The organism is Enterobacter sp. BIDMC 30, assembly GCF_000534355.1.
Lineage (GTDB): Bacteria > Pseudomonadota > Gammaproteobacteria > Enterobacterales > Enterobacteriaceae > Enterobacter > Enterobacter ludwigii.
The window spans coordinates 2,052,326-2,070,114 of the sequence record NZ_KI973169.1 but is presented as its reverse complement, the minus strand read 5'-3'; the positions used below and the strand labels follow the sequence as shown (position 1 = coordinate 2,070,114).

General features: G+C 50.9%; 17 protein-coding genes. 4 read left to right on the top strand and 13 right to left on the bottom strand.

What is annotated here, in order from left to right:
- Positions 1 to 35 precede the first annotated feature (35 nt).
- The 12 genes from tcyJ to L466_RS12520 all read right to left on the bottom strand — a co-directional run bounded on the left by tcyJ (position 36) and on the right by L466_RS12520 (position 13,153).
- Positions 36 to 836 carry a cystine ABC transporter substrate-binding protein gene (gene tcyJ / locus L466_RS12465; protein ID WP_020883350.1) on the bottom strand — a complete coding sequence of 267 codons (801 nt, stop codon included), beginning with the start codon at positions 834 to 836 and terminating at the stop codon, positions 36 to 38.
- An 86-nt stretch (positions 837 to 922) separates the two neighbouring features.
- Positions 923 to 1,474: a flagella biosynthesis regulatory protein FliZ gene (gene fliZ, locus L466_RS12470; RefSeq protein ID WP_014170713.1), complete on the bottom strand. Its 552-nt coding sequence runs from the start codon at positions 1,472 to 1,474 to the stop codon at positions 923 to 925.
- A 54-nt stretch (positions 1,475 to 1,528) separates the two neighbouring features.
- Positions 1,529 to 2,248, bottom strand: coding sequence for an RNA polymerase sigma factor FliA (locus tag L466_RS12475; RefSeq protein ID WP_014170714.1), 720 nt, complete (start codon positions 2,246 to 2,248; stop codon positions 1,529 to 1,531).
- A 148-nt stretch (positions 2,249 to 2,396) separates the two neighbouring features.
- Positions 2,397 to 3,134 (bottom strand): class I SAM-dependent methyltransferase, encoded by a 738-nt coding sequence (locus L466_RS12480; RefSeq protein ID WP_032680753.1) that lies wholly within the window; start codon positions 3,132 to 3,134, stop codon positions 2,397 to 2,399.
- Positions 3,131 to 3,583 (bottom strand): GNAT family N-acetyltransferase, encoded by a 453-nt coding sequence (locus L466_RS12485; RefSeq protein WP_032680752.1) that lies wholly within the window; start codon positions 3,581 to 3,583, stop codon positions 3,131 to 3,133. Before L466_RS12485 ends, L466_RS12480 begins: the two co-directional genes overlap by 4 nt.
- Positions 3,580 to 4,545 carry a glycoside hydrolase family protein gene (locus L466_RS12490; RefSeq protein WP_032680751.1) on the bottom strand — a complete coding sequence of 322 codons (966 nt, stop codon included), beginning with the start codon at positions 4,543 to 4,545 and terminating at the stop codon, positions 3,580 to 3,582. The genes L466_RS12485 and L466_RS12490 overlap by 4 nt, the downstream gene beginning before the upstream one ends.
- Complete coding sequence (locus L466_RS12495) at positions 4,539 to 5,501, bottom strand: glycoside hydrolase family protein (RefSeq protein WP_032680750.1); 963 nt, start codon at positions 5,499 to 5,501, stop codon at positions 4,539 to 4,541. The genes L466_RS12490 and L466_RS12495 overlap by 7 nt, the downstream gene beginning before the upstream one ends.
- Position 5,502: 1 nt before the next feature.
- Positions 5,503 to 6,201 carry a WbqC family protein gene (locus tag L466_RS12500; RefSeq protein WP_032680749.1) on the bottom strand — a complete coding sequence of 233 codons (699 nt, stop codon included), beginning with the start codon at positions 6,199 to 6,201 and terminating at the stop codon, positions 5,503 to 5,505.
- A 12-nt stretch (positions 6,202 to 6,213) separates the two neighbouring features.
- Positions 6,214 to 7,368: a DegT/DnrJ/EryC1/StrS family aminotransferase gene (locus L466_RS12505; RefSeq protein ID WP_032680748.1), complete on the bottom strand. Its 1,155-nt coding sequence runs from the start codon at positions 7,366 to 7,368 to the stop codon at positions 6,214 to 6,216.
- 3 nt (positions 7,369 to 7,371) lie between these two features.
- Entirely contained in the window at positions 7,372 to 10,707 is a 3,336-nt protein-coding gene (locus L466_RS12510) for a bifunctional class I SAM-dependent methyltransferase/glycosyltransferase (RefSeq protein WP_032680747.1), read from the bottom strand.
- 27 nt (positions 10,708 to 10,734) lie between these two features.
- Positions 10,735 to 12,153, bottom strand: a complete 1,419-nt coding sequence (locus L466_RS12515; RefSeq protein WP_032680746.1) for a hypothetical protein — start codon at positions 12,151 to 12,153, stop codon at positions 10,735 to 10,737.
- 163 nt (positions 12,154 to 12,316) lie between these two features.
- Positions 12,317 to 13,153: a flagellin N-terminal helical domain-containing protein gene (locus L466_RS12520; protein ID WP_028013689.1), complete on the bottom strand. Its 837-nt coding sequence runs from the start codon at positions 13,151 to 13,153 to the stop codon at positions 12,317 to 12,319.
- A gap of 365 nt (positions 13,154 to 13,518) precedes the next feature.
- Here L466_RS12520 and fliD point away from each other — a divergent pair, with 365 nt between their 5' ends.
- The 4 genes from fliD to amyA all read left to right on the top strand — a co-directional run bounded on the left by fliD (position 13,519) and on the right by amyA (position 17,275).
- Positions 13,519 to 14,937, top strand: coding sequence for a flagellar filament capping protein FliD (gene fliD, locus L466_RS12525; protein ID WP_032680745.1), 1,419 nt, complete (start codon positions 13,519 to 13,521; stop codon positions 14,935 to 14,937).
- 13 nt (positions 14,938 to 14,950) lie between these two features.
- A complete protein-coding gene (fliS, locus tag L466_RS12530; RefSeq protein ID WP_014170724.1) occupies positions 14,951 to 15,355 on the top strand; it encodes a flagellar export chaperone FliS in 405 nt (134 codons plus the stop codon).
- Positions 15,356 to 15,360: 5 nt separating this feature from the next.
- Complete coding sequence (gene fliT / locus L466_RS12535) at positions 15,361 to 15,723, top strand: flagella biosynthesis regulatory protein FliT (protein ID WP_014170725.1); 363 nt, start codon at positions 15,361 to 15,363, stop codon at positions 15,721 to 15,723.
- Between the two features lie 64 nt (positions 15,724 to 15,787).
- Entirely contained in the window at positions 15,788 to 17,275 is a 1,488-nt protein-coding gene (amyA, locus tag L466_RS12540; protein ID WP_020883341.1) for an alpha-amylase, read from the top strand.
- Between the two features lie 64 nt (positions 17,276 to 17,339).
- Here the strand turns inward: amyA and yedD are convergent, their stop codons facing one another.
- On the bottom strand, positions 17,340 to 17,753 hold the full coding sequence (gene yedD, locus L466_RS12545) for a lipoprotein YedD (RefSeq protein ID WP_020883340.1): 414 nt from the start codon (positions 17,751 to 17,753) through the stop codon (positions 17,340 to 17,342).
- Positions 17,754 to 17,789: the final 36 nt, after the last annotated feature.

The window sequence follows — 17,789 nt, the reverse complement described above, 5'->3', positions numbered from 1 at the left end:
CGCTTTTAAAAGCGCCTTTTTTTAACGTCAAAGACTTATTTCGTGACGTCTGCCCCGAACCACTTCTCAGAAAGGGCTTTCAGGCTGCCGTCTTTTTGCATGTCAGCAATCGCGGAGTCAATCGCTTTAACCAGGTCGTCGTTGCCTTTACGAACGGCTACACCGGATTCCTGACGAGAGAACGCATCACCGGCTACCGCCAGGGTATTGTTGGTTTTCTTCACCAGATCCAGCGCGGCCAGACGGTCAACCAGAATCGCATCAATACGACCTACGCGGAGATCCTGGTATTTTGTCGGGTCATCATCGTAAGTGCGGATATCCACACCCTGAACGTTCTGGCGCAGCCACTCTTCATAGTTGGTTCCCAGACCGACACCGACTTTTTTGCCTTTCAGGTCAGCGGCCGTTTTGATGGTGCCTTCGTTACCTTTCTTCACCAGCGCCTGGATACCAGACACGGTGTACGGCGTGGAGAAGTCATACTTCTTCTTACGCTCGTCAGAAATGGTCACCTGGTTAATCACCACATCAATACGTTTGGAATCCAGCGATGCCAGCATACCGTCCCATTTGGTCGGTTTGATGGAGGCTTTCACGCCAAGGTGTTTCGCCAGTTCCTGTGCAAATTCCACTTCAAAACCGGTGAGTTTACCGTCATCGCCCTGGAAGCTGAACGGAGGATAGGTTCCTTCCAGCCCGACCAGCAGCGTACCGCGCTCTTTCACTTTATTCAGCAGATTTTCTGCGGCGAACGTTTTCACGCTCATACCCGCGACCAGCGCGACTGCCATTACACCCATCAGCGCCTGACGACCCAGAAGTGCTAATTTCATAAATACCCCGATATAGTGGAATTTTTGAGTAGTGTAGAGAAATCACCTGCAAGGTCAAAGGCGACTGCGCTACATCTTATTCTTTTTTAATATATATCAGAAGTTGTTCCAGCGTGGGCTTTCTGCTTTATCACACCCGGCATTTGTACCTTATATTGTGCATACTTGCGCAGCGCAATGCGGTAGTTGTTGGTGCTGGTCGCAGGCAGCCACGGCTCAAGATTCTCATCCAGATAGCCGGTCTTCAGCAGATCGCGGGAGATGTTGTTCACGGTGAGATGTTGTCCGAGACGGCGCAGGCGGACGACATATTCGCGTACGGTTCCGTGGCTCATCTCCGTTTGTTCAAACAGGAATTGTTTGAAGCCGATAATGTCGAAGAAGTCGCTTTGCTCTTTGCAGTGGAGATCACCGCAGAAACGGCAAAGCGCCACCCACTCTTTTTGTTCTTCGAGCCATGCTGCTTCATCCATCAACGTGTCGAGACGTGAAATCGCGATCTTATTAACGATTTCGCCTCGACGAACCAGCGTGATACGATCGAGTAACTTGTTACAGTGGGCGCAATGCGTCTGGCTGTGTTTAAAGTCTTTCAGGTAGCGGCTTAAAGGCCGTCTTTTAGATTGCTGCACCGTCATGATAACTCCTGGTTGTCAATACGTTGTGCGGCATTTTTCAGGTGAATCAATCACCTATAACTTACCCAGCTTTGTGCGTAAACGTTTAATGGCCTGGCTGTGCAACTGGCTCACCCGAGACTCCCCCACTTCCAGAACAGCGCCAATCTCTTTGAGATTAAGCTCTTCCTGATAATAGAGGGTCAACACCAGCTGTTCGCGCTCAGGTAAAGCCTCAATCGCTTCCATTACGCGCTGGCGTAAATTACCTTCCATTAAATGGTGTAACGGGTTTTCTTGCTGATGCTCATCCGTCACCAGCTCGATGCTATCGCCATGCTCTTCTCGCCACTCGTCATAAGAGAAGAGTTGGCTATTATTGGTATCGAGCAACATCTGACGATACTCTTCAACAGCAATGCCAAGACGTTCCGCCACTTCTGTTTCCGTTGCGTTACGTCCCAGTTCCTGTTCCAGCTGCCCCATCGCATGCGCCACTTCGCGCGCGTTGCGGCGAACACTGCGCGGCACCCAGTCGCGGCTGCGCAGCTCATCCAGCATCGCACCACGAATACGCTGAACTGCGTAAGTCGTAAATGCCGTTCCTTGCAGAGCGTCGTATCGGTCAACTGCATTCAATAACCCGATACCGCCCGCCTGTAGCAGATCGTCAAGTTCCACGCTCGCCGGCAAACGCACCTGGAGGCGCAATGCTTCGTGACGCACCAGTGGGACATAACGCTGCCACAGCGAGTGTTTATCCATTACACCTTCAGCGGTATAGAGTGAATTCACGATAAACAGCCCTGCGTTAGTTGAGTTATCGGCATGATTATCCGATTCTGCAGGGCGTTCAATTGGATGAATAGTGGGTAAAATAAGGGGTTATTTGGGGGTTACCGATGCATGCAGGGATAACATGCATCCTGTGGTAAGGATAACGTCAGCCTTTTTTACATAGCAAGAATATACTTGAACATAAATCAGGGTATTGATGGCCTAACTCGTAGCACCCCTCAAGATATTGCTTTGAGATGATATCTGTCTGTAAAAGTTTGTCCCACTGGAAATTAGCGAGCGCCTTGAAAAAAATACCCGTGCGATAAACAACGTTAAGTCCCGCAAGACGGGCATCTCTTTCAAGAGTATCCAGAGAATAAGTACAACGATGGCCATGCTGAAACTCAGCCTCCGTCACCGCACTGTTATGCGAGATTAAGTTCATTTTTACGGCAATCTGTCGGGAGGCGGCATGCGCATTTGGACAAACCAGAAAAAAGTGGCCTTCATCCGTTAACCATTCATTATTAATGCGTTTTAAGAGGTTAACGGGATCGTCAATATGCTCCAGCACATGGGTGAGAATTATATTGTCATAACGCTCCGGCAGTTCAACATCCTCAAAGCGGGAATGCACAAACGAGACATTTTCCCCCAGGCGCTTACTGGCGATATTCATCGCCTCTGCCGAGGCTTCCACGCAGGTGATGTCGCTGAATTTTTCGGTCAATCGTGCGGTAAAATCACCTTTAAAACTACCAAGTTCAAGTAAATTACCCGGCTTAAAAAATGGTGTGAACGCACGGATCATAAAAGGGTGCATCACATCAAAATCAAAGTTATAGGCATACTGATGATCGGCAGTATCTTTGATTTCCAGATTGTAATCACGAAGGGTCATGTTGTTATCTCACTGTGCAAAGTCATGGTTATCTTTGAAGCGTTTGATCTGCCGAAGATAAATCCATGCTTTAGATATAAATGTTGTGCCGACACGTTATTCTTATCGACTTCAAGATTAATTTCCGTTACACCCAGGGACTGTAGATGTTCAATGCTTTGAATTAATAGCTTGCTACCCACACCGCAATGCTGGGCGTCAGGCAAAACGGAAACATGAGTAATATATCCCTGCTGACGCTGCGCGTTATAATAGGCTGCAACCAGTCCGGTGAGCGTGTTGTTATGCCAGGCTTCGGTTCGCCATGCCCGCTCCGCTATTTTTTTGGCATAGTCCTGCAACGCGATTATTTCGGTAATAGACGCGACAAAAAGCGGGTCACACTGATTAAAGTGTTCGACGATCTCCTCCGGTGAGGCGCGATTCTGGCAAAACGCCCAGCAATTCATAACACCAGTTCCGCCAGGCCAAATCCTGCTTTGCCAAACGCGTTACCGTTATAAAGCAAATAAACTTTCTCATCGCAGCGGAACAGATGGGGATAGCACTGCATTTCGCTGTCCCAGTCATTCACGGACGCGAGCGACGCCATCTGGCTGTCGTCACGATGCCAGTGGTGTAAATCATCAGACCAGGCATAGCCCAGACGATAGCCGCGCCCCTGCTCTGTGCGGAAATCGAAACACTCACGGAAGCAAAAGACCATATGATAACGGCCATTGATTTCAATCACCGTCGGCAGTGCCTGGCATTCATCGTCCCCCAGTACGGAAGGGATAATTTGCTGGCTGTCACGCTGCCAGTGGATGCCATCGTGTGATTCCGCATGGGCAATTTTATAGATGCGATCCGGAACCGAATCCGATGTGCGCTTCTTCCAGCCCGTTCCAAAGATGTACCACATGTGGAAACGTTCACGGGTATGTATAACAAAGGCATCCCCCACTAAGTGTGGCTCGTGCAATGAGGGGCCCATCACGGGCCCAGTACCGAAACGGGTGAAGTGTTCGCCATTGTCTGTGCTTACCGCAAAACCAATGGCTGTATCAACCGAGACCGAAACGCGACGATTCCAGCCCGTTGTCCATGCCATGATTTTTCCTTCATGACGCAGAACGTTACAAGGGAAAATACCGTGCTCATCGAATGTGCCCAACTCAGCAGATGCTATCACCGGCTCGGGACTGATACGAAGCACCTCCCGCAAAGATTTATCCATATCCACATAGCAGACACGGCTAATAAACTTTGCTGAATTCGCCTCCCGCTCACGCGTGGAAAAGTAGATTCGGACAAAGTCATCAAACACCAGCGCTTGCGGAGACTGGGCAAAACCCACCCCATTTGCCAGAGGAGGAACCTGTGACGGCGAATAGATAAGCCCGTGCTTACGCCATTTCAGGGTCAGCATAATTTGCCCTCAAGTTGTGCCAGGCCAAAGCCATAGCGGCCCACCTGATCCCCCAGATAAGCCATGTAAATATTGCCATCGAGTTCAAAAACGTGTGGGTAGCTGATCATCTCTGCATCCCATCCGGAAGCAGAAACGTCAATGCCAGCTTTGCTATCATCCCGGTGCCACGACATCATATCCAGACTCCACGCGTAGCCGATGCGGTAACCGTTCTGCTTTCCGCGGTAATGGGCGCTGTAGCGGTAGCAAAAAAACATATGGTATTTGCCGTTGGCGTAAAAGACATCCGGGCTGGCCTGTGCCTCGTCCTCTTCGATACGGCTGGGGATCAGATCTTTATTCAGCTTCGTCCAGTTGATGCCATCTTCAGATGTCGCCATGCGAATCTTGTAGACCGGCTCTGCGCGGCCATCCACCCATTTCCATTTGCGACCAGCAATATAAAAAAGCTGCCATTGGTTATTGAATCTTCGAATTTTCGGCCCACTCATTACAAACGGCTCATCCGGAGAGTAACCGATTGCTGGCCCCGGACCCGCTTTAACAAAGGTCTCCCCCTGGTCATGGCTTACTGCCATGCCAATTGCCACGTTGAACGGCACCGATTCGCAGCGAGTCCAGCCTGCATACCAGGCTTTTACCACATCCTTATCGCGCATCACGGAGACGGGATAGGTACCAAATTCGTCAAATTCTCCGTATCCACCCAGCGGGAGAATCGGTTCACGGGCAAAGCGCAATACCTGGAAGAGATCGTCACGAGCCAAATCCACCCAAGCGGAATAGCTGACATATTTCCCCTGTTCATCAGCAGGCGGGCGGCAGGAGAAATAGACGCGCACGAAATCATCAAAGATCAGCGTCGCAGGGGCCTGAGCAAACTCTTTAAGCCAAGGGAGATGAGTCACCTCCTGCGGGGTAAAGACCTTACCCAATTTTTTCCATGTAAACATATTAAATTAACTCATAACCAAGTTGCAGGCGACGAACCACCTCATCGCGAGAGTTAAACATCATGACGTCAATAATGGACAGCCAGGGAATAAACGCCGCGTCAGAATGCGGGTAGTGCCACGGTTGCGGCTGGATAAATTGCAGCTGAAGCCCGCGTTCGACAAAATCCTGCCGGGAATAGAGCGCCATGCCCCCCGGGGGGTTAATATACGTACGGACGTTCATCACCTGACAAATATCGATGACGCGATCCTGAGACTTTAACGCGTGATTCGCCGGTAACGAAGACGAGACAATTAGCTCACACGAGAAGCCAAAATAGTCCCGCAACCGGTTCAGGCCCAGCCACAGATAATTAAAAAGATTATCCTCCGGGTTCTGAATAATCTCCTCAACGATCGGCATTACCGCGGAAAATGAGGGTGCGTGGCGATACGCACCGACAATTTGATTGCACAGCTTATTGCGGTCAAATGCTGCTGAGAGCTGCCGCTCCCTGATATCCAGAAAGTCCGAGTCTTTTTTTAGTGGCAGCGAGATTAATGACTCCGCACCGCGAACCTGAATACGGTTACGGTTAATCCACCCTTTTTTCGTGTACTTGATGTTGTCATACACCACGAAAGCATCCACTGCCGCCATCAGTTGGAAATAGCCGCAATACGGGAAAAAATAGGGTTGCATGATCGCCAGCTTCATCGGTTTTCTTTCCTATCCATTGACCACAAGCGCAGGCTCTGCCGCACGGGCGGCATTGATAAAGAGTTCCTGGATAATCTCAATAATACGACGTTGATCGGCCACCAGTAGTCCGGGATAGATGGGCAGGCAGAGCACCGCATGAGAAATTTCATCGGCAACCGGGAGATGTTGTGCATTCGCCGTCGGGAAGTGGCGATACATCGGGAACGCGCTGATAAGCGGATAGAAATAACGGCGGGCATAGATATTATGCTTGCGTAATTCCGAATAGATAGCATCCCGGCTGACCGCCGAATCTTCGCGAATAAGTACCGGGAAGTAGGAGTAATTCCATTCAATATTACTGGCAGGTTTAATGTACTCCAGCGCCGGAAGAGCGGAATCGAGCAGTTCAACGTAACGTTGATAAATAACCGCGCGTTCCTGCAGCGCACTGTCAATATACTTTAACTGCAGCAGCCCCATGGCCGCCTGCACTTCATTCATTTTGGCGTTAATACCCGGCGCCATCACAATGGTTTCATCGGCAAAACCAAAGTTTTTAAGATAATCGATGCGCTGCTTGGTTTTGGCATCATGGCAAATAATGGCCCCCCCTTCGAAGGTATTAAACACCTTTGTGGCATGGAAGCTCAGTACGGACAGATCGCCATAATTGAGAATGCTGGCGTTATCTTGTTTGACGCCGAAACAGTGGGCCGCATCGTAAATCACCTTCAGTCCATAGGTATCGGCAATCTTCTGGATGCGTTCCATATCGCACGGAATACCATAGCAGTGGACTGGCATGATCGCCGTCGTTTTAGGCGTAATCAGTTCTTCAATGCGATCCGGATCGATATTAAAAGTGGCGGGGTCAATATCAGCAAACACCGGTGTTAAATCATTCCACAGCAGGCTGTGAGACGTGGCGACAAAAGAGTATGGCGTGGTGATCACTTCACCGGTTATACGCAATGTCTGAAGCGCCGTCAGCAACGCGAGCGTGCCGTTGGAGAACAGGCAGACATGTTTTACCCCAAGATACGCCGCCAGCGCCTCTTCCAGTTGCTGATGGAATTGCCCGCTGTTGGTCAAAATTTTACTTTCCCACAAGGTCTCCAGGTAAGGGATGAACTCCTCAAGGGGCGGAAGAAGTGGACTGGTAACGTAGACATTTTTCATAAGTTAATCCTCAGTACCTGATACCTGGAAACTGCGGGGTGCTTCATCAGCACACCATTTTCGCCAGGCCCCGCGCAGGGCCTGCTGGAAAGGAATCGCCACATTGCTCTGGCTCTGGAGTGGGATTGTGCTCCGCATGCTCTGACGCAAAGCGCTGAGGGTTTCCAGTCGGGTTTGCCAGCTAACGGCCTTGTCGAAATAGTCTTGCTGACTTTCCGCCACAAACTCATCCAGCCCGTAGATATGCAAGATCTCCAGCCCCTGCCGCGCGGGATAGGTTGCGCCTGCCAGGGTAAGCGTCGGGACGCCCATCCATATGCCATGACTGGTGGTGGTTCCCCCGTTGTACGGGAAGGAATCAAGCAACATGTCTACCTCATGATGCATATGAAGATACGATTCCAGTCCCGTCGTTTTACGGAAGATAAGCTGCTCATCCGATACGCCCAGCGCATTGAGCTTTTTGCGGTAGCGGGCGATCATCGCATCGTCATCCATAAAACCAATCAGCAAACGTGACGTGGCGTTATGCAGCAGAATGCGCGCCCACAACGCAAAGACCTGGTCATTCAATTTTTTCGGGCGGTTGAAACTACCGTAGGTAAACCAGCCGTTCGTTAGGGCTGGCAAGGCATTGACGTCAGGGCTGGAAGCATCCGGCTCAAAGAAGTTATCGAGTGGAATCGCGATCAGCTTTTCAGTGAACTGAGCGTCTATCGCAGCATTCCTGACAAACCCGGTGCTGATAATGCGGTAATCCATCTGCCGCATCCCGGTCGTGCCCGGGTAACCGAGCCAGGTGAATTGCACCGGCGCAGGCTTAAAGGCAAACGCGGGTAAACGCGTCCCGGTGGTATGACCCGAGAGATCAAAAAGAATATCAATCCCGTCGCTGTGGATCTGTTTTGCCAGCTCAACGTTATTGAGATGGGTAACAGATAACCACTTCGTCGAGGTGTTACGGAAGTGCTCCGTGACGGCATCATCTTTATCCAGCGTACTATATCCGTAGAGGGAAAACCGCTCCCGATCCATGCCGTCCCAGAACGGGCGCAGGAAGCGGCTTACGGGATGGTTACGGAAGTCTCCGGAGACAAAGCCGACGCGCAACGGCCGCTCAGGATCCTTACTACCCTGCCACGGCAGCGCCAGGTCGAAGTTTGTCGCCCACTCGGTCACCAGTTCACCATAGGCAAGATGGCGATTGAAAAGCACTTCCGGCGAGACAGAAAAATCGTGGGTAAGAACAAACAGCAGGCTGGTGAAACAGTCAAAATCACCCGGCGCAAACTCGAGCGATTTCTCGAGGAAATAGCGTGCTTCCGTCAGTTTCTGATTATCACTGAGAATAATGCCCATCATCGCGAGATGCAGCGGATTCGTGGCGTTATAGCGCAACGATTCCCTGGCGCAGCGTTCAGCCATGGCCATATTGCGACGCGCATGATAAACCACCGCCAGCGTATTCCAGAATGACGCATTATGTTTATTCAACCGCAGCAGCGCCTGCAGGATCCGGGCGGCATAATGCAGCTCACCTTTTTTCTGCAGCACGGTTGCCAGGTCGAACCAGATATCCTGCCCGGCAGAGTAGCGGCTCATGAGCTGGCAGAGTGCCAACAGAGCCTCGTCCCAGTCGCCCATCAGCAGGCTTGCACGGGAAGAGCAGCGAAGCAGATGCAGATTATGAGGATCGTTTTCAATCTGTCCCGTAATGTAATCGCGCGCGTCTTTCGCCAGACCTGCGGCAATCAGCGCGTTTACGTTTTGGTAAATGAGATCGATGCCAGGATCCTGTTCATCCCTCTCCCCTGCCATAATCTGCCCGTCAACAAGTAAACCGCCCTGTTGCGATCCGACATTAAGCAGTAAAAGCGTATCAATGTTGCTTTTAAGGTAGTCGACATCCCCCAGACGCAAAAAACGCTGCAGTGCTTTGCGCCAAGCTTCAGGGGTACCTTTCAATAGTCCTTTCGCCTTCAGTGCAGAAAAGCACTCTCGGCTTCTGGCCTGATTCACATCCATGCCGGCAATCGCGAACTCCCGTTCGTCGTCACTGAGGGTCACACGCTCCCCCCAGAGATTAAGCATGATGTCAAAGTCTTGCCCTACCAGAAGAGGAGCAATTAACGTGAGTTCACTTTCAGGCTGAACATTGTAAGGCCCCGGTGAACCCGCCCAGTGGAGCCCCGGAATTTGGTTGAGAAAGAGATCTTTTAGAGATTCAAGTACGCTCTGGGAGACATCCTCCTCTTTTTCGGGAAGACGAGCGTTGCTCACCAGTTGATCAAATGACAGGCTCAGCGGCCATGCGCCGCCAAGCAGATCGAGAATATGCAGCGTCGTGGTATTTTGCGTCGAGAAAAATTTCCCTTCAGCGTTGGTGTGAGCATTGACGATCTCGCCGCGATCGTTGCGGCAACGTCTGAAATCACCGGCCCAGTGCAGCGTGTTTAACCGGGTAAAATCCAGCGCCGCCGCGTTAACAGTATCATCACGGGAAAGCAGGCTGACGCGCTCGCGACGGTTGACGGCAAAATCGAGATATTGCTGCGCGGCAATCGATGCCTGCCCAGATGAGACCAGTGCGTGCAGCTGATGAATTTGCTCGCTAAAGCTCTCACCCGTTTCGTACTGAGGCAGCGCATCCCCCACGTAGCGCAGCCCGCAGGATGAGAGAGTATCGGTGAACTGAAGGAACTGCCCGGAGATGTGCGTGGCGCTTGCCAGGCTCTCAATAAGGGTCGTGTCGTCAACGCGCTCCATCGCGAGCACATAGTCTTTGATCTCCCCTTCCGGCTGGGTCAATGCCAGATAGCTGAGCATACCACGAGCAAAAGCAACCTTCTCATCTGACCGGCCCGCAAGGCGTGCGTGGAAGGCTAACGCATCCTGAACGTATTGTGCCGCGGATTCAGGCGGGGTAAAAATCTGGTGGATGGCAATAATGCCATACGCCGACAGGTGGCGACGACACCACTGCAACAGCGCGTCACGCTCTGGCATGCCTGCAGGAATAAAGTCCCCGCGAATAAGAATGTAATCGAACTCACCCGGTGACACGCTCAGCACATCGTTAAGACCCGCCGCAACCAGTTCAATACTGACGATACCCAGACGCTGCGCCTGCCTCTGCCCCGCTGCAATAGCGTCTTCGTTAATATCAATACCTATCCCGACACAATCAGGCCAGGCCAGCGCAGCGGATAACAACACCTCGCCCTGTCCGCAACCTAAATCCAGGACGCGTGCATTCTCAGGTGCCCCGGCAGGAAACTGATACAGGGCAGCGGCGGCCTGCAGACCCGATAGCGTGAATCGATTATCTGGATACAACATACAGAGAAAGTTCCATGAGTTCAGTGGTTAGCCAAAATAGGTTTGTTGCATCGCAGCTTTATAGTTCTGGTACGCTTCGCCGCCTGATTTTTGCGTGGTCACTGTCCAGCTGAACGTGGCGTCGGTGTAGCGAATATCGATCAGTTTCTCCAGCGGCTCGCGATGAATGGCCATCTGCTCAACAGCAGGCAGTGCATCCAGCGCGACAGAAAGTGCGACCTGGTCGAGGAACCACTCCGCATTGCCGCGGCGTAGATTCCAGTCAATAAATGTCGCAACAAGCGACAGGTATTTACGCGAAAGCATCCCCGGAGCCGTATAGACAAAGCCGGCGGGAACCTGCTCCCATGGCGGTGCGCCGTTACTGTAAGAGAGGACAATTTCCTTATCAGGAAGATGTTGCTTAATATCGGCCCAGTTCTTACGAACGAGACAATCTGCATCAAGAACAATAACTGGAGAGGTGAACACGCTCAGTGCATAGCTGAGGAAAACAAAACGTCTTGAGGCGTACCAGACATTGATACCAAAAACGGGCGCAATCTTTTCGGCTGTCGCCGATATCACCATTCCCGGAAAATGCTGGTGCAGCGAATGAACGTGCGCCTTTGTCTCATCATCAGGGTTATAAAGATGCAGGTGAACGTTAAGCTGGTCGCCGTTGGTATGGAAGATCGAACCTAACAGCGTCAGGGCGTGATCGAAGTAATAGCGTTTGTCGCACGCTACCAGAACCGTTGTTTTTCCGTTTTCCTCTGCCGGAAGAAGCCACTCGTAGTGCGAAAAATCAGGCTCATAATCAGGCATATTCAGGGCGGAGAAATCGATGAACGTTTCAGGGCAGCCACCAAGTTTATGAATCCCCGTGACGATCATTAGCATCGTTAACGCGTCTTCACCAATATGTTCAGGATCGGCGGTCAGCTGCTGGATAAGCGTCTGCATCTGATTAAAATCATCTTCCATCAGGCACACTAACAGCAATATTTTCATCACGGTTGGGGATGGACTCACCACCGCGTAGTAGTTTGAAATCAGGAATAAGGCGGCGTCAATTTCGTTAATACGGAAGAAAACCTGAATACCCGCCACCAGAAGATTTATGCTGTCGTCATGCTGAAGCGCCTCTACGACCCAACCGGTAATGGTTTCACTCAGCTCTTGCGAAAAGGGTGTTGGCTTGCCCTGGTTTTTAAAATCAAACGCGGCGTTTGCTGCAGCGATCGCGCACAGCATGCGCTTAACAGCGAGTTCTTTTTGTGCATCCAGATCGGTCGTTGCGTCCATGATCTGGGGTTCGAGCGTGGCAATATCAGAATTTTTATAGTGCAGGATTTCAGTTACAACATGCGCAGGCAATGCATCCGTTTCTGGCAAAAAGATTAGCCGTGAAAATTCATCACGGTAATACTGATGCAGCGATCGTGTACGCTCGAACTTGTTCATCCCGATTCTCTTAGTAAGATTGCGATTCTTACCCATCGTACAAGGGAATATTCGAGATAATGGAAGGAACACCCCCGGTAATAATGGCTTATTTCGGAGATTGTCTGGCGGGCAAAAAAAAAGGTTGCTGTCTCCAGCAACCTTTATGAAACAGACGCGGCGATTAACGCAGCAGAGACAGCATAGCCTGAGGAACCTGGTTTGCCTGAGACAGTACAGAAGTACCAGCCTGCTGCAGGATCTGCGCGCGAGACATGTTGGAAACTTCGGTAGCGTAGTCAGCGTCCTGGATACGGGACTGAGCAGCAGACAGGTTATTGATAGAGTTGTTCAGGTTGTTGATGGTAGATTCAAAACGGTTCTGAATCGCACCCATGTTAGAACGCGCGGTATCAATTTTCGCGATTGCAGCATCAGCAGCAGAGATAACAGCCTGTGCAGAGGCGTTATCGGAGATTGCAGTGCTCAGACCAGCGCTCAGGGTACCAGAGGTCGCGTTGATCAGCGCGTTGCTGTCTACAGAGATGGTGTCGTTAGCAGAAGTACCAGCACCAACCTGAATTTTCAGCGCGGTAGATACAGAGCCGTCCAGCAGTTTTTTACCGTTGAAGTTAGCTGAGCCCGCGATACGGTCGATTTCAGCCAGACGCTGTTTGATTTCAGTGTTGACGGAAGTCAGGTCAGAAGAACCGTTGGTGTCGGTAGCAGCCTGAACAGACAGCTCACGAATACGCTGTAAGTTGGTGTTGATTTCGTTCAGGTTACCTTCAGCAGTCTGAACCAGGGAGATGCCGTCGTTGGCGTTACGCGCCGCCTGGGTCATACCTTTAATCTGGGAGGTCATGCGGTTAGCAATCGCCTGGCCAGCAGCGTCATCTTTCGCGCTGTTGATACGCAGACCAGAGGACAGACGCTCGATAGCAGTGCCCAGAGAAGACTGAGATTTGTTCAGGTTGTTCTGAGTGGTCAGGGACAACAGGTTAGTATTGATAACTGCCATAATTTTAATTCCTTCAAAAATGGTTTCTAGGGTCGGTGCCTAACACTCACGGCGTCTCTCACCGTCAACAAGGTTATCGACGCTCGAACAGCAGACTTTAGAAAATATCGAAGAAAATATTTAATTATTTGTTTTATAAAGATTTATTTTGCTCTAAAGCGGCTACAGAGTGCATGATTGATAAAAGATTAACGCAAAAAATCACCGTCTTATTCTCTTCGGTATATTTCTTCGTCATGCACCCTGTTGATTTAAAACCCGTCATTTAGGTCGCTTATTCAGCGATATATTTTTTAAGCTTGCCGTAAACTTTTCGTCGAACGGGCCGATAAACGACTGAAACATCCATTAAGAAGGAACACTACATGGCGACTATCAGTAATCTCGGGGTGGGCATGCCCGGCCTGTCAGATCTGTACGATAAGCTGCAGGCAGCAGAAGAAACAAAATTGACGGCTATTGCCAAGCAAAAAACCACCTACGACGCGCAGATTACCGGTTACGGCAAATTACAAAGCGCCCTGACGAATCTGCAAACCGCAGCTGCTAAGCTCGCAAAAACAGATACGTGGAACTCAACTTCCATTAGCAGCACCAATACTGCTTTTTCGGCTATCAGTACCTCCGGCGCTAACGTTGGTGATGTGACAGTCAACGTCAGCAAGATTGCTAAAGGCCAGGTGCTGACAACCACGCCAGGCACTATCGACAGCAATACTAAGCAGTTAGGTGGCACCACGGGCACCAACAGCCGAACCATTACCATTACCCAGGCAGGCGCTGACAGTAAACCACTGACGGTAACCCTGGCCGATGGCGATACCTCCCTGAACGGGATCGCTAAAGCCATTAATGCTGCCAACGGCAGTGTCTCGGCAAGTGTGGTGAAAGCGGATGATGGCGACTATCGTCTGATGCTGACCTCCAAAACCACCGGTACCGATTCTGATATGACGGTAACAGTGACCGGCGACGATACGCTGAAAGGCATCATTGGCAGTGGCGCACTTACCGAACAGGTAAAATCACAAAATGCCGTCGTTAACGTCAACGGTATCCAGATTGTCCGCCAGACCAATACCATCACTGACGCCATTCCAGGGGTAACATTAACCCTGAAAGCACAGAGCACAGCCGATGAAACCCTGACCGTAACCCGCTCTACAGACGATAACAAAAAAGCCATTACAGAATGGGTAACTGCCTATAACTCTCTGCAGTCCACCATTGCCTCATTGACGAAATATGAGCCACCTGCGGTGGGTGCAACCGCCCAGTCTTCGAATAACGGCGTACTGATGGGTGACAGTACTATCCGCGGAGTACAATCCGATCTGCGTGCTTTATTGACCAATGTGCAGAGCGGTTCCTATGCCATTATGGCCCAACTTGGCATCACACAGGACCCGGTCAAAGGCGCGGACGGCGCGGTTGGCAACCTGAAAATTGATGATAAGAAATTAACCAAGATCCTCACGGACGATCCGGCTGGTGTACAGGCCTATTTTGTGGGTGACGGGAAAACGACCGGTTTCGCTACCCAGATGAATAACAAGCTAACCGATATGCTGAGCACGTCTGTCGGCAAAGAAGGCGTTATTCAAAATGCGAAGGACGGTATTAACGCCACGCTCAAATCCATCGGTAAACGTTATGACGCGATGGAGTTGACGATTGAAGCCACGATGGCGCGCTATAAAAAGCAATTTAACGATTTAGATAAGCTGGTCACAAAATTCAACGGCACGGCCACTTATTTGACCCAACAGTTCAGCAGTAAGTAAGAAAGGAAACGATATGTATAGCAAATCTGGTGTACAAGCCTATCAGCAGGTAGGTCTTGAATCTGCTGTCTTGAGTGCCAGCCCGCACCAGTTGGTTGTCATGTTGTTCGACGGTATCCATAGCGCGCTTATCCGGGCGCGCCTTTTCCTTGAGCAGGGAGACATCCCGGCAAAAGGAGAGGCCCTGTCTAAGGCCATTAATATTATCGAAAATGGCCTTAAGGCTGGGTTAAATATGGATGTGGGAGGCGAACTCCCCCGCAACCTTTCTGCGCTTTACGACTATATGGTACGCCGTTTGTTACATGCCAATCTGCGCAATGACATCGAAGCTATTACCGAAGTCGAGGCTCTGCTGCTCAATATTTCCGACGCCTGGAAGCAAATCGGCCCGGGTTATACTCCCAAGCAGGATTAACTTTAATGAACGACTCCAGCTTATCCCTTAAAAAGTGGCATGCTCTTTATGCGCTTAGCAATACAATGCTGAGCCTTGCTCAATCCGGGAAATGGGATGAGCTCATCGAACAGGAGGTTGCATACGTTTCGCTGGTTGAAGAGATCAGCACGACTCCTTTTCCACCCGACAGCAAACACATCCAGGATCAGGCGATGGTGATACTGAATCAGGTGCTGCAGAATGAACTCCTCCTCAAGGATTTGTTGCAGGAAAGAATGAGTGAGTTGAGCGGTCTTATTGCCCAAACCAACAAGCAAAAAAACGTTAACGTTACCTACGGGAAGTTGTCAGGCAACATATTATTTCCCGGAGAGATGAATCATTAATTCACATTAGCGATTCTTGATCCATACTCCAGAAGTCTGCCAAACGGCTTCTGGAGCACGGACGATGAAAAACCCCACCCTGTTACAATGTTTTCACTGGTATTACCCTGCGGGCGGTGAATTGTGGCGAGAGGTCACGGCGTTAGCCCCCAATCTTAACGAAATCGGCATCAATATGATCTGGTTGCCGCCAGCCTGTAAAGGCGCATCCGGCGGGTACTCGGTCGGATACGATACTTACGATCTCTTCGACCTCGGTGAGTTTGACCAGAAAGGCAGCGTCGCCACCAAGTACGGTGACAAAGCTCAGCTGCTGGAGGCCATCGACGCACTCAAAAGTAATGAGATCGCCGTCCTCCTTGACGTGGTGGTTAACCACAAAATGGGCGCAGACGAGAAAGAACCCGTCCGCGTTCAGCGCGTCAACGAACAGGATCGCACGCAGATCGACGATGAGATCATTGAGTGTGAAGCCTGGACACGCTACACCTTCCCTGCCCGTGCCGGGCAATATTCGCAGTTTATCTGGGATTACAAATGCTTCAGCGGCGTCGACCATATTGAAAACCCCGATGAAGACGGCATTTTTAAAATCGTCAACGACTACACCGGTGAAGGCTGGAACGACCAGGTTGATGATGAGATGGGTAATTTTGATTACCTGATGGGCGAAAACATTGATTTTCGCAACCATGCCGTCACCGAGGAGATCAAATACTGGGCCCGCTGGGTCATGGAACAAACTGGCTGTGACGGTTTTCGTCTGGACGCCGTCAAACACATTCCCGCCTGGTTTTATAAGGAGTGGATTGAGCACGTTCAGGAAGTCGCAACGCAACCGTTGTTTATCGTGGCGGAATACTGGTCCCACGAAGTGGATAAACTGCAGGCCTATATTGACCAGGTCGATGGCAAGACGATGCTGTTCGATGCCCCCCTGCAGATGAAATTCCACGAAGCATCGCGCCAGGGTCGGGAATACGACATGAGCCAAATCTTTACCGGCACCCTGGTCGAAGCCGATCCGTTCCATGCAGTAACTCTGGTTGCCAACCATGACACTCAGCCTTTGCAGGCACTGGAAGCGCCGGTTGAAGCGTGGTTTAAACCGCTGGCCTATGCCCTGATCCTGCTGCGTGAAAACGGAGTGCCCAGCGTCTTTTATCCGGATTTATTCGGTGCCAGCTATGACGATACGGGCGGTGACGGCGAAACCTACCATATTGATATGCCGGTCATCGAGCAGCTTCACGAGCTGATCCTCGCCCGCCAGCGTTTTGCCCACGGCGTGCAGACGCTGTTCTTCGATCACCCAAACTGTATCGCCTTCAGCCGCAGCGGCACCGAAGACGATCCTGGCTGTGTGGTGGTGATGTCGAATGGCGATGACGGCGAGAAAGTGATTTGTCTGGGTGAAAACTACGGCAACAAAACGTGGCGTGATTTTCTCGGCAATCGCGAAGAAACGGTCACTACCGCAGCGGATGGCGAAGGTACCTTTACCTGCAAAGGTGGAAGCGTCAGCGTGTGGGTGATTGAGGATGCGTTGTAGTTGTAAAAGCATCTGACGTGAATTGAATGCCGGGTCAGGCGAAGCTGCCACCCGGCAACATGCACTACGGAAGTTTACTCTCAAGCGGATTTTTGCTCAGATAATCTGCGCACTCTACCGTCGGGCGATCGACCTTCTGTAGCTCCATACCATCATACTCAAGAACAGAGCCATCGCGCTCCAGCGGATAAATATCCAGCTTGCGGGTGACGTTATAATAACTGTCTGAACGCAGCATGATTTTACCCGGTACAGCGATCACGCGCTGCCATTGACGGCAGTCCAGCGTATCGCCCTCCTCCGTCACCACCAGCGTGGCAATCGCCTCTGGACTCACCATTTTGCTCTGCGGCCCTTTTGACTGCCAGTACCCTGCCAGATGCGCCGGGACGGGGTGTTTGATCACTTCCTGATAGTTATCCACCTGAACGCACCCGGTCAGTGCCAGCAGCGCGCCAGCAATTGCTATTTTTTTCATCATCTTTCCTGCATTCGAAGAAAAAAATATTGTGGC

What these genes read in the sequence shown, in the direction of transcription:
- tcyJ (WP_020883350.1), bottom strand. Translation starts at nt 836, where the DNA reads ATGAAATTAGCACTTCTGGGTCGTCAGGCGCTGATGGGTGTAATGGCA.
- fliZ (WP_014170713.1), bottom strand. Translation starts at nt 1,474, where the DNA reads ATGACGGTGCAGCAATCTAAAAGACGGCCTTTAAGCCGCTACCTGAAA.
- L466_RS12480 (WP_032680753.1), bottom strand. Translation starts at nt 3,134, where the DNA reads ATGACCCTTCGTGATTACAATCTGGAAATCAAAGATACTGCCGATCAT.
- L466_RS12485 (WP_032680752.1), bottom strand. Translation starts at nt 3,583, where the DNA reads ATGAATTGCTGGGCGTTTTGCCAGAATCGCGCCTCACCGGAGGAGATC.
- L466_RS12490 (WP_032680751.1), bottom strand. Translation starts at nt 4,545, where the DNA reads ATGCTGACCCTGAAATGGCGTAAGCACGGGCTTATCTATTCGCCGTCA.
- L466_RS12495 (WP_032680750.1), bottom strand. Translation starts at nt 5,501, where the DNA reads ATGTTTACATGGAAAAAATTGGGTAAGGTCTTTACCCCGCAGGAGGTG.
- L466_RS12500 (WP_032680749.1), bottom strand. Translation starts at nt 6,201, where the DNA reads ATGAAGCTGGCGATCATGCAACCCTATTTTTTCCCGTATTGCGGCTAT.
- L466_RS12505 (WP_032680748.1), bottom strand. Translation starts at nt 7,368, where the DNA reads ATGAAAAATGTCTACGTTACCAGTCCACTTCTTCCGCCCCTTGAGGAG.
- L466_RS12510 (WP_032680747.1), bottom strand. Translation starts at nt 10,707, where the DNA reads ATGTTGTATCCAGATAATCGATTCACGCTATCGGGTCTGCAGGCCGCC.
- L466_RS12515 (WP_032680746.1), bottom strand. Translation starts at nt 12,153, where the DNA reads ATGAACAAGTTCGAGCGTACACGATCGCTGCATCAGTATTACCGTGAT.
- L466_RS12520 (WP_028013689.1), bottom strand. Translation starts at nt 13,153, where the DNA reads ATGGCAGTTATCAATACTAACCTGTTGTCCCTGACCACTCAGAACAAC.
- fliD (WP_032680745.1), top strand. Translation starts at nt 13,519, where the DNA reads ATGGCGACTATCAGTAATCTCGGGGTGGGCATGCCCGGCCTGTCAGAT.
- fliS (WP_014170724.1), top strand. Translation starts at nt 14,951, where the DNA reads ATGTATAGCAAATCTGGTGTACAAGCCTATCAGCAGGTAGGTCTTGAA.
- fliT (WP_014170725.1), top strand. Translation starts at nt 15,361, where the DNA reads ATGAACGACTCCAGCTTATCCCTTAAAAAGTGGCATGCTCTTTATGCG.
- amyA (WP_020883341.1), top strand. Translation starts at nt 15,788, where the DNA reads ATGAAAAACCCCACCCTGTTACAATGTTTTCACTGGTATTACCCTGCG.
- yedD (WP_020883340.1), bottom strand. Translation starts at nt 17,753, where the DNA reads ATGAAAAAAATAGCAATTGCTGGCGCGCTGCTGGCACTGACCGGGTGC.